Source organism: Chromobacterium subtsugae (genome assembly GCF_035919665.1).
Taxonomy (GTDB): Bacteria; Pseudomonadota; Gammaproteobacteria; order Burkholderiales; family Chromobacteriaceae; genus Chromobacterium; species Chromobacterium subtsugae.
This window is the reverse complement of record NZ_CP142381.1, coordinates 3438796-3452771: the sequence shown is the minus strand read 5'-3', so window position 1 is coordinate 3452771 and position 13976 is coordinate 3438796. Positions and strand designations below refer to the sequence as shown.

14 protein-coding genes are annotated in these 13976 nt (G+C 65.3%); 9 read left to right on the top strand and 5 right to left on the bottom strand.

Going from position 1 to position 13976, the window contains the following annotated elements:
• The first annotated feature begins 10 nt into the window (after positions 1–10).
• From gmhB to U6115_RS16550, 5 genes are all read left to right on the top strand, one after another.
• Positions 11–550 (top strand): D-glycero-beta-D-manno-heptose 1,7-bisphosphate 7-phosphatase, encoded by a 540-nt coding sequence (gmhB, locus tag U6115_RS16570; RefSeq protein ID WP_043577996.1) that lies wholly within the window; start codon positions 11–13, stop codon positions 548–550.
• A gap of 16 nt (positions 551–566) precedes the next feature.
• A complete protein-coding gene (locus U6115_RS16565) occupies positions 567–1343 on the top strand; it encodes a lysophospholipid acyltransferase family protein (protein WP_043577993.1) in 777 nt (258 codons plus the stop codon).
• A complete protein-coding gene (locus tag U6115_RS16560; protein ID WP_043577991.1) occupies positions 1303–2013 on the top strand; it encodes a M48 family metallopeptidase in 711 nt (236 codons plus the stop codon). The genes U6115_RS16565 and U6115_RS16560 overlap by 41 nt, the downstream gene beginning before the upstream one ends.
• A gap of 19 nt (positions 2014–2032) precedes the next feature.
• Positions 2033–2422, top strand: coding sequence for a lactoylglutathione lyase (gene gloA / locus U6115_RS16555; RefSeq protein ID WP_043577988.1), 390 nt, complete (start codon positions 2033–2035; stop codon positions 2420–2422).
• A 136-nt stretch (positions 2423–2558) separates the two neighbouring features.
• Complete coding sequence (locus tag U6115_RS16550) at positions 2559–3968, top strand: sodium:proton antiporter (RefSeq protein WP_043577986.1); 1410 nt, start codon at positions 2559–2561, stop codon at positions 3966–3968.
• Positions 3969–4033: 65 nt separating this feature from the next.
• On the opposite strand, the gene U6115_RS16545 is transcribed toward U6115_RS16550, so the two are convergent.
• Genes U6115_RS16545 through U6115_RS16530 form a run of 4 tightly spaced genes read right to left on the bottom strand, consistent with a single transcriptional unit; the run spans position 4034 to position 7317 of the window.
• Positions 4034–4837 carry a penicillin-binding protein activator LpoB gene (locus U6115_RS16545; protein ID WP_146008465.1) on the bottom strand — a complete coding sequence of 268 codons (804 nt, stop codon included), beginning with the start codon at positions 4835–4837 and terminating at the stop codon, positions 4034–4036.
• 59 nt (positions 4838–4896) lie between these two features.
• A complete protein-coding gene (gene lpoB / locus U6115_RS16540; RefSeq protein WP_043577983.1) occupies positions 4897–5499 on the bottom strand; it encodes a penicillin-binding protein activator LpoB in 603 nt (200 codons plus the stop codon).
• Positions 5500–5520: 21 nt separating this feature from the next.
• Positions 5521–5904: a YcfL family protein gene (locus U6115_RS16535; protein WP_043578161.1), complete on the bottom strand. Its 384-nt coding sequence runs from the start codon at positions 5902–5904 to the stop codon at positions 5521–5523.
• A gap of 18 nt (positions 5905–5922) precedes the next feature.
• A complete protein-coding gene (locus U6115_RS16530; RefSeq protein ID WP_052258202.1) occupies positions 5923–7317 on the bottom strand; it encodes a COG3014 family protein in 1395 nt (464 codons plus the stop codon).
• A gap of 326 nt (positions 7318–7643) precedes the next feature.
• Between U6115_RS16530 and mpl the strand changes: the two genes are divergently transcribed.
• Positions 7644–9014: a UDP-N-acetylmuramate:L-alanyl-gamma-D-glutamyl-meso-diaminopimelate ligase gene (gene mpl, locus U6115_RS16525; RefSeq protein ID WP_043577980.1), complete on the top strand. Its 1371-nt coding sequence runs from the start codon at positions 7644–7646 to the stop codon at positions 9012–9014.
• 66 nt (positions 9015–9080) lie between these two features.
• On the opposite strand, the gene U6115_RS16520 is transcribed toward mpl, so the two are convergent.
• A complete protein-coding gene (locus tag U6115_RS16520) occupies positions 9081–10016 on the bottom strand; it encodes a PAS domain-containing protein (protein WP_043577978.1) in 936 nt (311 codons plus the stop codon).
• 499 nt (positions 10017–10515) lie between these two features.
• On the opposite strand from U6115_RS16520, the gene U6115_RS16515 reads away from it, so the two are divergent.
• The 3 genes from U6115_RS16515 (at position 10516) to U6115_RS16505 (ending at position 13928) form a co-directional block, all read left to right on the top strand.
• Positions 10516–11835 (top strand): sodium-dependent transporter, encoded by a 1320-nt coding sequence (locus U6115_RS16515; RefSeq protein ID WP_043577976.1) that lies wholly within the window; start codon positions 10516–10518, stop codon positions 11833–11835.
• 86 nt (positions 11836–11921) lie between these two features.
• Positions 11922–12623, top strand: a complete 702-nt coding sequence (locus tag U6115_RS16510) for a substrate-binding periplasmic protein (protein ID WP_053006638.1) — start codon at positions 11922–11924, stop codon at positions 12621–12623.
• A 66-nt stretch (positions 12624–12689) separates the two neighbouring features.
• Positions 12690–13928: a DUF1615 domain-containing protein gene (locus U6115_RS16505; protein ID WP_043577971.1), complete on the top strand. Its 1239-nt coding sequence runs from the start codon at positions 12690–12692 to the stop codon at positions 13926–13928.
• Positions 13929–13976: the final 48 nt, after the last annotated feature.

Below are 13976 nucleotides of genomic sequence, written 5' to 3'. Positions count from 1 at the left end.
TGGGGGACGCGTGAAACTAGTCATTCTCGACCGCGACGGCGTGATCAACGAAGACCGCGACGATTTCGTGAAGAACAGCGTGGAATGGGTGCCGATCGAGCACAGCCTGGAAGCCATCGCCAACCTGACCCAGTCGGGCTGGCGCGTGGTGGTGGCCACCAACCAGTCCGGCATCGCCCGCGGCCTGTTCGACGTGCACGCGCTCAACGCGATGCACGAGAAGATGCACCGGCTGGTGAACCAGGCCGGCGGCCGCATCGACGCGGTGGTGTTCTGTCCGCACGGGCCGGACCACGGCTGCGAATGCCGAAAGCCGCTGCCGGGCATGGTGCTGGAGATCGCCGAGCGCTTCAATGTCAAGCTGGAAGGCTTGCCGCTGGTGGGCGACAGCCTGCGCGACCTGGAGGCCGTCGCCGCGGTGGGCGGCCAGCCCATCCTGGTGAAGACCGGCAAGGGCGCAAAGACGATGGCGTCCGGCAAGCTGCCGGAAAGCACCCTGGTGTTCAACGACCTGTACGATGCCGCCGAGCATCTGATCAACCATCACTGAGGTAGACACTGCAAGCATGATCAGTCTATGGATACGCAATCTGCTGTACTGGCTGGTGCTGTGCGTCATCACGCCGCTGTTTTTCTGCCTGCTGCTATTGGCGGCGCCGCTGCCGCGCCGCGGCCGCCATGTGTTCGGCGTCAGCTGGGCGTTGACCCTGCTGTGGATGCTTGAGCACGTCATCGGCCTGAAGTACACGGTGGTCGGCCGCGAAAACATCCCGGACGAGCCGTCGGTGATCTGCTCCAAGCACCAGTCCGGCTGGGAGACGCTGGCGCTGCAGAAGATCTTTCCGTGGCAGGTGTACGTGGCCAAACGCGAGCTGGCCTGGATTCCGCTCTTCGGCTGGGGGCTGGTGCTGATGAACCCCATCATGATCAACCGCTCCGACCGTTCCCGCTCCAACCAGCGCCTGCTGGAGCAGGGGCTGGAGCGCAAGCGCCACAAGTTCTGGATCACGGTGTTTCCCGAGGGCACCCGCACCAAGCCGGGCGTGCCGGGCAAATACAAGCTGGGCGCGGCGCGGATGGCCAAGCAGTTCGACATGCCGCTGGTGCCGGTGGCGCACAATGCCGGCGAATTCTGGCCGCGCAACGCCTTCCTCAAGTATCCGGGCGAAGTCACCGTGGTGATCGGCCCGGCGGTGCGTCCGGCCGATGACGCCGGTCCGGAGGCGATGATGGCCGAGGCGGAAGCCTGGATAGAATCGCAGCAGCGCCTGATCGGCGGCGTCGGCCCCTTCGCCCATCCCGATGAAAAACGCCAGCGTCTGGCACCGCCTGCCTCTGCCTGACGGCGAGGTGCCGGTGCTGCTCACCCGCCGCGCGCGCAAGAGCATAGGCATCAAGGTGCAGGGCGGCGTGGTGGAGCTGATCGCCGCGCCCGGCGTCAGCCAGCAGCGGCTGCACCAGGTGTTGGAGCTGCGCCGCGACTGGATAGTCGGCCACGTGCTGCGCCAGCGCAGCCAGCTGGCCGCCGGCGCCGAGCTCACGCACCTGACTCTGCTGGGCCAGCCGCTGCCGCTGCAACTGGCCGGCGGCCTGCGCAAAACGGCGCGCCGCAGCGGCGACGCGCTGCTGGTGGGCGGGGTGGCCGCCGGCGACCGCGACGGCCTGAAGGCGGTGGCGGCCAAATTCCTGAAACGCGAGGCGGCTACGCTGTTTCCCGGCCGCCTGGCCTTGCTGGCGGCGCGCTGTTCGCGCCAGCCGTCCAGCCTGCAGCTGTCGTCCGCCCGCACCCGCTGGGGCAGCTGCAGCGCCGATGGGCGGATCCGGCTAAACTGGCGCCTGATGCAGGCGCCGCTGGCGGTGGTGGACTATGTGATCGCCCATGAGCTGGCCCACTTGCTGCACATGAACCATTCCCCGGCGTTCTGGGCGGAGACCGAGCGTCTGTGCCCCGGCTGGCGCGATACGCGCCGCTGGCTGCGCCAACACGGCGGCGCCTTGTTTGCTTTTGATTGAATCATTTAGGAGATTGATTATGCGAATGCTCCATACCATGCTGCGCGTGGGGAACCTTGAGCGCTCTTTGTCGTTCTATCAGGAAGTGCTGGGCATGAAACTGCTGCGCCGTTCCGATTTTCCGGAAGGGCGCTTCACGCTGGCCTTCGTCGGCTACGGCGACGAGGCCGACCATACCGTGCTGGAACTGACGCACAACTGGGACACCGCATCCTACGAGCTGGGCAATGCCTACGGCCATATCGCCATCGAAGTGGACGACGCCTACGCCGCCTGTGACATGGCGCGCGCCAAGGGCGGCAAGGTGACGCGCGAAGCCGGCCCGATGAAGCACGGCAGCACCGTGATCGCCTTCATCGAGGACCCGGACGGCTACAAGATCGAGTTCATCCAGAAGGGTAGCCGCTAAGCCCAGGCGCCGTCCGCGGCGCATCCGGCCAGGCGGGCACCCGGAGTCTGCCTGCGCCGCTCACTACAACCGGGAACGTTCTGGCAGCATCTCGCTGCATTTTTTGCTCTTGGGCGCATGCCCGCAGGAAGGACTGATGAATCATAAATTACTTGGCATGGCGGCCTTGTCCATGACGCCCGCGCTCGCGCAGGCCGCCGATATGGACGGGGCCGCGATGGGCTTGGCCTGGGGCGTGCCGTTTGCCGGCATCCTGTTGTCGATCGCCCTGTTTCCGATGCTGGCGCCCGGCATCTGGCATCATCATTTCGGCAAGATCACCGCCGCCTGGACCGCGCTGTTCCTGGCGCCGTTCGCCGTGTCCTTCGGCCTGGGGCACGCCGCCACGCTGGTGCTGCACGCGCTGCTGACCGAATACATTCCCTTCATCGTGCTGCTGTTCGCGCTGTACACCGTGTCCGGCGGCATCCTGGTGTGGGGATCGCTGCACGGCTCGCCGCGGCTGAACACCGCGCTGCTGGCGATAGGCACCTGTCTGGCCTCCATCATGGGCACCACCGGCGCGGCGATGCTGCTGATCCGCCCCTTGCTCAAGGCCAACGAGGGCCGCAAGCGCAATGTGCACGTGGTGGTGTTCTTCATTTTCCTGGTGGCCAATGTCGGCGGCGGCCTGACTCCGCTGGGCGACCCGCCGCTGTTCCTCGGCTTTCTCAAGGGCGTGACCTTCGGCTGGACCTTCCAGCACATGCTGGCGCCGGTGGCGACCCTGGCCGCGCTGTTGCTGGCGATATTCTATTTCCTCGACCGCCACCTGTACGCCAAGGAAGCGCAGGAGGGCACGCTCAAGCCGGTGGACGCCAGCCACGACAAGCCGCTGAAGCTGTACGGCAAGCGCAATTTCTGGCTGCTGGCCGGCGTGGTGGGCGCGGTGCTGATGTCCGGCCTGTGGCAGCCCGGCATCGTCTTCGAGTTGCCCGGCGCCCACCTGGAGCTGCAGAATCTGCTGCGCGACGCCGCCTTGCTGCTGCTGGCGCTGGCCTCGCTGTGGATCACGCCCAAGCAGGTGCGGGCCGGCAACGAGTTCAACTGGCTGCCCATCCTGGAAGTGGGCAAGCTGTTCGCCGGCATCTTCATCACCATCGTGCCGGTGATCGCCATCCTGCGCGCCGGCGCGCACGGCGACCTGGCCGGCCTGGTGCAGATGGTGTCGGCGCCGGACGGCAAGCCGCTGGACGGCATGTACTTCTGGATGACCGGCATCCTGTCCAGCTTCCTGGACAACGCGCCGACCTACCTGGTGTTCTTCAACCTGGCCTCCGGCGACGCCGCCACGCTGATGGGGCCGTTGGGCAGCACGCTGCTGGCCATTTCGATGGGCGCGGTGTTCATGGGCGCCAACACCTATATCGGCAACGCGCCCAACTTCATGGTGAAGGCCATCGCCGAGCACCGCCATGTCAAGATGCCGGGCTTCTTCGGCTACATGCTGTGGTCGGGCGCCATCCTGATGCCTTGCTTCGTGCTGATGACCTGGCTGTTCTTCTGAGCGCGGTTCTTGGCGCAAAAAAAGCCCGCGGCGCGCCGCGGGCTTTTTTCATGCCGGCCGCTGGCTTATTTGGCCGGCGCGGCTGGGGTGAGCACCATCACTTCTTCCTGCGGCGCGGCGTACGTCGGCTGGCGGGCGTCGGCGTAGCCGCCGTTGTCGCGCATGGTTCCCAGCGCGCCGAATTGCTCGGTGATCTGTTCGACCACGTTATGGCCCAGCGACTTGGACACTTCGGACACGATCTTGCCGTTGTTGGGGTTGAGGACGGCGCCTTGCTCGCCGACCAGCTTGACGTCGGAGCCGGCTCCCATCGCGCTGAACGCCGCCTTCACCGCGTAGGTCTTGGTGTTTACCAGGCTGAAGTCCGCCACCAGCTGCATATTGCGCGACAAGGACACCGTGGAGGTGCCGGCGATGGGGTTGGCGTCGTCCTGCACGTCGATGTTGGAGACGGTGCCGAACAGCACGTAATCGGCGCCGCGGAACTCGCCACGCTTGATGCGGGTGATCACGTCGAACAGCGTTTCGTTGTTCTTGGAGGGCCGATAGCCCTGGGCTTCCACCAGCTGCACGGTGCGCAGCTTCAGCAGCTCGCCCTTGATGTCGGCGTTGAAGCGGCGCATTTCGCCGCGGTCGATGCGGACCTTGGTGCCTTCCACTTCCAGATAGCGGTTGCTGCTGGAGGCGGCGGCGTAGTTGCGGTTGGCGTTGAAGCTGTCGTCGCTGGAGGCGGCGGTCAGGTGGAAGTATTCTTCCACTTTTTCTTCGTAGGCGAGATTGGCGACGGTGATTTTGAGGGCGGCGGCGCCGGCCAGCGTCGGCAGCACGAGGAGGGCCGCGGCCAGGCTTTTCAATAAGATTTTTGGCATGGAAATGTCAGTCTGCAGAAGGCCGGGCTTCCGTGGGAGGCCCGGCCGGAAAACAAGGATCAGCGGCGGGAGGTCTTGCGGATTTCCTGCTCGTCGGCCCATACCAGCTCGCCGGTTTCGTTGTCCACCAGCTCCAGGCTGAGCTTGTAGTACACGTCCTTGACGTCGCTGTTCTTCTTGACGATGGAGGAGATGCCGCCGGTCAGGCGGTAGTCGGCGCCGACCATCTTGCCTATCTTCTTGCTCTTGCTCTTGTCGTACAGGCCGGACTGGTTCTGGCGCATCAATTCCTGGGTCTGGCCTTCCATGTGGGCCACGTCGGCGACGAAGCGCACGGTGCCGGCCTTCATCAGCTGCACGCGGATCGATTTGGTGATTTCGGCGGTGTCGATGTATTCGCTGGTCTTGTTCTGCACGTCGGCCAGGGTCAGGCGCTTGCCGCGGATGACCGGCACCTGCACCAGCGAGCGGGTCATGCTTTCCGCCAGGCGCTGCAGGTCGGTGGAGCCGAATTCATTGCTGACCAGTTCCACCGCCTTGCTGTCGCCGTAGCTGACGGAGCCGTCGCCCAGCGTCGGCGAGTTGGTCTGGGCGCAGCCGGACAGGGCGGCGATGGCGAGGGCGCACAGGGCGGAGCGGGTCAGATTGCGGGCATTCATCATGGGTATCCTTGACTTGCGGAATTAACGGAAAAGATTGACGGAGTTGTCGGGGCTCTGCAGTTCCAGGCGGAAGTCGGCGGCCTGCGGCGTGGGGGCGACGGTCTGGATGGATTTGCGCTCCAGGCCCTGGAGCTGCAGCTGCTTCCAGGTTTCCTCGGCGCCGGTTTGCATGCCGCTGCCGTCCAGCCATTTGAAGCGGTAGAACAGCATCTGCTGCTTGGTGGCGCTGTTGGACAGCTCGGCCTGGACGTTGAGGAAGTCGTTGCGCTTGACGACGCGCGCGGATTCCACCTTGATGTTGTCCATTTTTCCCAGCATTTCCAGCTTGCTTTCCAGCCCGTCGGCATGGCAGAGCGGGGCCGCGGCCAGAGCGGCCAGAAGCAGACAACGACGGATGTGACGCATGTTCATGGTGTTCCTGAATTAAATGCCGGCGGTTTTCACTGCGGCTGCCGGCGGTTGCTTGCCGCCTTGGGGCGGGATGACGGTTTGTTCGAACAGGCGCAGCGGCACGATGGCGTGGCTGCCGGAGATATCCAGCTCGACCTGGCGTTCGCCGCTCGGGGTGGGCACGCTGACGCTGTAGCGGCCCGGCTTGAGGTTGACGCGGCCGATGGCGATGCGGGCGGGCAGGGTGCTCCAGGCGCGCTCGTCGGATTGCTCGGTCAGCACGGTGGCGGTGATGCCAGCGAGCGAACCCAGCGCGCCGAACTGGTCGCCCAGCTCTTTCTGCGCCAGCCCTTTGGCGACGGCGCGCACGGTGCTGCGCATGATGATGCCGGGCATCTCGTCGCGCAGCGCGCGGCGGGCCATGGCGTCGAAATTGCTGATCGGCGTCAGCGCGACCGGCTTGTCTCCCACCTGCAAGGCCAGCGGCTGGTAGCTGTGGCCGGGCATGATCACCGGGAAGGCGATCTGGGTGATGATGGGCTTGCCGTCCAGGCTGAACGGCATCGGAATGGCCAGCGAGGTGCGGGTGGGGATCAGCCCGCTTTCCACCACGAACAAGACGTCGGTGCCAGCGGCTTTCTGGGCGATGCGGCTGTTCAGGCCTTTCAGGCCTTGCTCCAGCAGCGGCATGTTGGGGCGCAGCTCGATGGCTTTGCGGTAGCCGGCGGAGGCGAGGGAGGGCTCGCGCAGCGACTCGAAGATGTAGCCGGCGAGGTAGTGGCTGAAGGCGCTCTGATAACCGTTCTTCAGGTTCAGGACTTCCGGGTCGTCCAGGGTTTCGACCGGATAGCCTTGCAGATCCTTGAAGGTGGTCTGGACGTTGTTCTCTTTCGCCTCCTCTTCCACCTTGTCGTACTCTTTTTCGTGCAGGCTGGCGATCAGCGCTTCGCGCTCGTAGGTTTTCTTGATTTCGGTGCGGGCGCCGGCGTAGTTGCCGGACAGCGCGTGATCCAGCGTCAGCATGGTGCTGAGCATCACTTTCTCATAGTCTTCGCCGTCGTAGCGCCGGACCTTGTCGTTGATCAGCAGGCTGCCGGCGGTTTCCGCCGCCTTGGATGTGGTGAGCTTGGATTCCTCCTCCCAAACGCGGATCTTTTCATCCGCCTTCAGCCAGGCGTCCACGCTGCCTTGCAGATCGCCCTTCAGCCGCAGCAACTGCCCCTTCTCCAGGTGATAGAGCAGGTCTTTGTCTTCGCTGCTGTTGTTGGCCTCGACGCTGGCCAGCGCATCGTCGATGCGGCCTTCGTTGGCGGCGGCCAGAGCGGTTTTCATTTCGCCTTGATAGCTGCGCATCGAGCCGCAGGCGCTGAGCGAGGCGGCCAGGCCGATGATGAGCACGGAATTGGCCAGTTTGGATTTGCGTTTCATCTTGTCTTTGGCTGTTGTTTTCGAGAGGGAAGATCGGCGGTCGACCCGGCAAGAAAGGCGGTTGCGGCGGCGAGGAGAGGGTTTCAGACGCGGAATTGCCGGATATCAGGCAGGCGGCGAAGCTTGCGCTCCAGAGTATTTGTCGCAGAGGTGACTTTATTTGCCAGGATAGTTCAAAAAATGAATATGTTAATTTTTAATAATTTTTAAGTCAAAAGGAATATTCTTACGTCCTGCCGAGAGCAGGCTGGCGGCGCGGCGTTTTCGCGGCATGGCGTTTCAGCTATGCTAGCAACTTTGTCCTGAACGCCTTACTGACCGACACCATGCACATCCACATCCTGGGTATCTGCGGTACCTTCATGGGCGGCATCGCCGCCATCGCCAAACAGGCCGGCCACAAGGTGACCGGCTGCGACGCCAACGTCTACCCGCCGATGAGCACCCAGCTGGAGGAGATGGGCATAGCCCTGACCCAAGGCTTTGGCGCGGAGCAGATCGAACTGAACCCGGACGTGTACGTGATCGGCAACGTGGTGACGCGCGGCAAGCCCTTGATGGAGGAAATCCTCAATCGCGGCTTGCCTTACATCTCCGGCCCGCAATGGCTGGCGGAGAACGTGCTGCAGGACAAATGGGTGCTGGCGGTGGCCGGCACTCACGGCAAGACCACCACCAGCTCCATGCTGGCGTGGATACTGGAAGACGCCGGCCTGGCTCCGGGCTTTTTGATCGGCGGCATCCCGGAGAATTTCGGCGTGTCGGCGCGCTTGCCGGGCAAGCCGGCGCTGGATCCGGCCAGCGTCAGCCCCTTTTTCGTGATCGAGGCCGACGAGTACGACACCGCCTTCTTCGACAAGCGCTCCAAGTTCGTCCATTACCGGCCGCGCACCGCCATCCTGAACAATCTGGAATTCGACCACGCCGACATTTTCGCCGACCTGGCCGCGATCGAAACCCAATTCCACCACCTGGTGCGCACCATTCCCGGCAACGGCCGCATCGTCAGCAACGGCCGCGAGGCCAATCTGGAGCGCGTGCTGGAGCGCGGCTGCTGGACGCCGGTGGAGCGCTTCGGCGCGGATGCCGGCTGGCAGCTGGGCGCGCTGCATGAGGACGGCGGTTTCGATGTGCTGCTTAACGGCCAGATGCAGGGCACGGTGCGCTGGGCGCTGCTGGGCGAGCACAACCGCCTGAACGCCGTCGCCGCCATCGCCGCCGCCCGCCATGCCGGCGTGGCGGTGAAAGATGCGATAGACGCCTTGTCGCGCTTCGCCAACGTCAAGCGCCGGATGGAAGTGAAGGGCGTGGCGAACGGCGTGACCGTTTACGACGACTTCGCCCACCATCCGACGGCCATCGCCACCACGCTGGAAGGGCTGCGCCGCAAGGTGGGCCAGGCGCGCATCCTGGCGGTGCTGGAGCCACGCTCCAACACCATGAAGCTGGGCACGATGAAAGACGCGCTGCCCGGTTCGCTGGCGCTGGCCGACCAGGTGTTCTGCTCGGCGGCCGGCCTCAACTGGAATCCGGGCGAGGCGCTGGAGGCGATGGGCGCCAAGGCGCAAACCTTCACCGACTTCGATGCGCTGCTGGACGCCATCGTCGCCGCTGCCCGGTCGGGCGACCATGTGCTGGTGATGAGCAACGGCGGTTTCGGCGGCATCCACCAGAAGCTGCTGGACCGGCTGGCCTAAGCCATCTTCACGCAAAAAAAACCGCCCGGGCGACGCCGCCGGGCGGTTTTTTGCGCGCGCCGCCGTTCAGGGCAACTTGATGATGTAGTTGGCGCCGCCTTCGCGCGCTTTTCCCTGCGCCTGCTGCAGCCGCTCCAGCATCGGGGCGGGGCTGGTTTCGGTCGGGCGCAGCGCGCTCAGGCCGACGCAGGCCGCGGCCTGGTGTTCCGCGCCCTGATAGACGAAGGTGAGCTGGCGCAACGACTTGATCAGCCGCCGGCCCATTTCATTGGCGCCGCTCATCGGCGTGTTGGGCAGCAGGATGATGAAGGCGTTGGCGCTGCGCCGCGCCACCAGGTCGCTGTCGCGGGCGTTTTGCAGGCACAGGCTGCCGGCCAGCCGGATCAGATGGGCGTAGGCCGAACCGTCGTCCTGGTCAGGCACCATTTCCGGCGCGTTGACCAGTTCCAGCGTCAAGCCCGACAGCGGGCCGCCATAGCGGCGGGCGCGGCTGGTTTCGGCGTTGGCGACGGCCAGCAGCCGGTGCATGCCGGCGACGCCGGTCAGCTTGTCCTCGTCGTCGGTTTGGCCGCCTTCTTCCTTCAGCGTCTTGACGATGCTCAGCGAGCGCTCCACCAGCTGGCGTTCAAAGTCCAGCAGCTGCCCCATCACCTTGGCCTCGGTGCGGTCGGAAAAGCTGAATACCAGCATCGGGCGGTCGTTGAGGCTCACCTTGCGCACCGACAACTGCGCTTCGAAATCGCGGCCGCTGGCGGTGCGCAGCTGCATGCCGCGGTTATAGATCATGTTGTCGCTGCCCAGCTCGGCGCGGATGCCGGCTGCCAGTTCCGGATCCTGGATGAAGTCGAAGATGGAGCGGTCCAGCAGTTCGTCGTGGGGACAGGCGAGCAGGATGCAGGCCAACTGGTTGGCGGATGCGATGCGGCCATCGTCCGGAGACGCCACGATCAGGCAACCCTGGACGGTGTCGATGAAAGGCTGGAGCGCCTGGAACGTAACCATGACTTCAACTCCTGTGGCGGACGAGGAGGGTTTTTCGCGCAGGGCGCCCGTTGGGCATTACGTGCTTTTACTTAATCTTATTCCTAGTTGGCACAGATTTCACGGTCAGGTGTTCATGCTGAATGGAAATTTCCCATGTCGTTCGGGTAATGTGCCAAGGTCGGGCCTTAATTTGGTAGATACCACCCGCAATCGTGTTACATTTTGAAACGTATCGCAGGATCTGCGATGAGGACCGGCGCGTTTCGCCACCCCAGAAACGCCGGTAGCCGCCGTTGAACCGACGGCCTCCTCTCCCGGCTCCGTCTTCCCGAGTCCCTGCCTGCCGGCAGCGCGCCGCGGGAGGAGAGGACGCCATCAGACATCCGCGCCAGGCCGCAAACCGGCCGGGACGGATATCGGCACCCAAGCTTTTCCCGCTCCGACGGAACGCGTTTTCGCGCGCCGCGGGCGCGGCATGCGCTTTCAAAAAACCAATACGACAAAGAAGTGACAGGACATGGCTAGATCTCAATGGGGCTCGCGCCTCGGTTTCATTCTCGCGGCGGCCGGCTCCGCCATCGGGCTGGGCGCCATCTGGAAGTTTCCCTACGTGGCCGCCACCAACGGCGGCGGCGCGTTTTTGTTCATCTACCTCGGCATCTGCCTGACGCTGGGGCTGGTGCTGATGCTGGCGGAAATGGCGCTGGGACGCGCCACCGGCGCCGGCGCGGTCGGCGCTTTCCGCAAGGTGGCCGGCGGCTTCTGGCCGGTGATCGGCTATATGGGCGTGCTGGTGTGCTTTTTGATTTTGTCGTTCTACAGCGTGGTGGGCGGTTGGACCATCGCCTACATCGTCAAGTCGCTGCAGGGCGGCATCATGACATCCGACCCCAAGACTCTGGGCGCCATTTTCAACGGTTTCATCAGTGATCCGGCGCAGCCGCTGCTGTATCACGGCGGCTTCGCGCTGCTGACGCTGGCGGTGGTGGCCGGCGGCGTGCAGAAGGGCATCGAGGCGCTGTCCAAGCTGCTGATGCCGGCGCTGTTCGCGCTGATGCTGGTGCTGATCGCGCGCGGGCTGACGCTGCCGGGCGCGCTGGAGGGTGTCGGCTACTTCGTCGCGCCGGACTTCTCCAAGGTGAGCGCCGCCATGCTGGTGGATGCGCTGGGGCTGGCCTTCTTCTCGCTGTCGCTGGGCCTGGGCATCATGATCACCTACGGCTCCTATGTCGGCCGCGAATCCAAGCTGCTGGGTTCGGCGCTGTGGGTGATCCTGCTGACGGTGGCCACCTGCTTCCTGGCCGGCCTGATGGTGCTGCCGGCGGTGTTCGCCTTCGGCTTCGACCCGTCCGCCGGCCCCGGCCTCACTTTCATCACCATGCCGGCGGTGTTCGCCCACCTGCCGCTGGGGCAATTGTTCGCGGTGCTGTTCTTCTGCCTGCTGCTGCTGGCGGCGCTGACGTCCTCCGTTTCGCTGCTGGAGGTGGTGACCAGCTTCGCCATCGACGAATGGGGCATGTCGCGCCGCGCCGCCGCCTGGCTGATGGCCGCCGGCATCTTCCTGCTGGGCATTCCGGCTTCGCTGTCGCTGGGCGTGTGGGGCGATTACCAGCTGGGCGGGATGAATTTCTTCGATCTGCTGGATTTCGTCACCTCCAAGCTGCTGATGCCGGCCGGAGAATTGTTGCTGGCGCTGTTCGTCGGCTGGAAGGCCTGGCCGGTGGTGAAGGCCGAGCTGTCGTCCGGCCGCTCGCCGCGGGCGATGCAGTGCATGCGCGGCTTCTGCATGGCGCTGGCGCCGCTGCTGATAGGCTGGATCATGGCGGCTGGCATCTAAGCGGATAGGTGGAAAAGGGACAACGGGAGGCGCGAGCCTCCCGTTTTGCTATGGTTCAGACTGTGCGAACCCGGCGGAGCGGCGAAATGCGGTGGATGGGGCTGTTGCTGTTCGGCCTGCTGGCCGGCGCGCCTCGCGCGGAAACATTGCAGGTGCTGACCACCCAGATTCCCGGGGTGATCGCGCTGGCGGCCGACGGCGTCACCATGGAGGGCACCGGCATCGACCTGATGCGCGAGGTGGGGCGCCGCGCCGGCGTCGATTTCCGCTTCGCCGCCTATCCGCAGGCGCGGGCCCGGCTGCTGGTGGAGCAGCAGGTCGACGCCTGCTCGCCGATGGCGCGGCTGCCGGAACTGGGCGAGCGTTACAAGTGGACCGCCACGCTGCTGCCGATGCGGCTGGTGCTGCTGGCGCGCGATGGCGACGCCCGCCGGCTGCGCAGCCTGGATGAGGCGCGCGGTTTGCGGATAGGCGCGATGCGCGGCACCATGGCGGCGGCGCGGCTGAGGGCGCGCGGGCTGGCGCCGGAGGAGAGCGCCGATTATTTCGGCGGGCTGGAGAAGCTGCAATTGGGCCGGCTGGACCTGTGGGCGATGCTGGACGTCGGCGTGGCGTCGCTGGCGCGGCGGCTGGGCATGCCGCAGCCGCGGGTGGCGCTGGTGCTGGACACGCTGGATGTGGCCTTGGCCTGCAACCGCAAGCTGGATGACGCGGTGCTGGCGCGCTTGGACCGCGCCATCGCCTCCATGCATCAGGACGGCAGCATCAATCATTTCGACCTGCGTTGAGCCGGCGCATGCCAAACGCGCCCGCGCTGGGCTACACTGCCGCTTTGCCCGTTTTGCGAGACCGCCTTGAAAGTCCGTCTGACACTGTTATCCGGCTGCCTGCTGCTGGCCGCTTGCGCCACGCCGCCGAATCCCGCCTCCGCTCCCGCTCCCATCGTCGCGCCGGTTCCGGAAGAGCCGGCCTCCGCGCCGGCGGTGGAAACACTGCCGCAAACGCCGCCGCCGGCCTCGGCGCCAGTGCAGGCGCCGTCGCTGCCCATCGCCCGGCCGGTGCAGCCGCCCGCCGTCATTTCCGACAGCCAGGGCCGCGCTTTGCTGGACCGGCTGCTGCCGCCGGGCATCCCCGACCGCAAGGGCTGGAGCAATGACGTGATGGGCGCGTTCAGCCATCTGAAGATTCCGTATACGCCGCAGTTCTTCTGCGCGGTGCTGGCGGTGGCGGAGCAGGAGTCCGGCTTCAGCTCCGATCCGGTGGTGCCGAATCTGTCCAAGATCGTTTGGGGCGAGATTGACCAGCGCCGGCAGAAATACCTGATACCGTCTTTCGTGGTGGACGCGGCGATGAGCAAGAAATCGCCCGACGGCCGCACCTACAAGCAGCGGGTGGACGCGCTGCGCACCAAGCGCGAAATGAACGCGCTGTATGAAGACATGGTGCGCGAGCTGCCGTTCGGCCAGACCATCTTCGAGCACAAGAACCCGATCCGCGACGGCGGGCCGATGCAGGTCAGCGTCGCCTTCGCCGAAACCCACGTCCGCGCCTGGCCGTATCCGTACAATTATTCCAGCCTGCGCGACGAAGTGTTCACCCGCCGTGGCAGCGTCTACTTCGGCACCGCCATCCTGCTGCAATACCCGGCGCCGTATCATGAAATGGTGTACCGCTTCGCCGACTACAACGCCGGCCGCTACGCCAGCCGCAACGCCGCCTTCCAGCAGGCGGTGGCCCGCCTGTCCGGCCGCAAGCTGGCGCTGGACGGCGACATCATGCTGTATTCCGACAAGATGAACCGCGTGCTGTCCGGCGCGGTCAGCGACACCCAGCGCGCGCTGCAGTCCATCGCCGGCCGGCTGGGGATGAGCAATGCGGAAATGCAGCGCGATCTGCAGCAGGAGAAGCTGTCCGGCTTCGGCCAGAGCCAGCTGTACCAGAAGGTGTTCGCGCTGGCCGGCCCCAAGGCCCCGCGCGAGATCATTCCGCAGATCGTGCTGGTCAGCCCCAAGTTCACCCACAAGCTCACCACCGAGTGGTTCGCGCGCCGCGTCGACGGCCGCTACCAGCGCTGCCTGCAGCGGGGAGGCTGAGCCCCGCCGGCTTGAGTCCGCACCGATAGCGCCTATAGTGATTGCAGC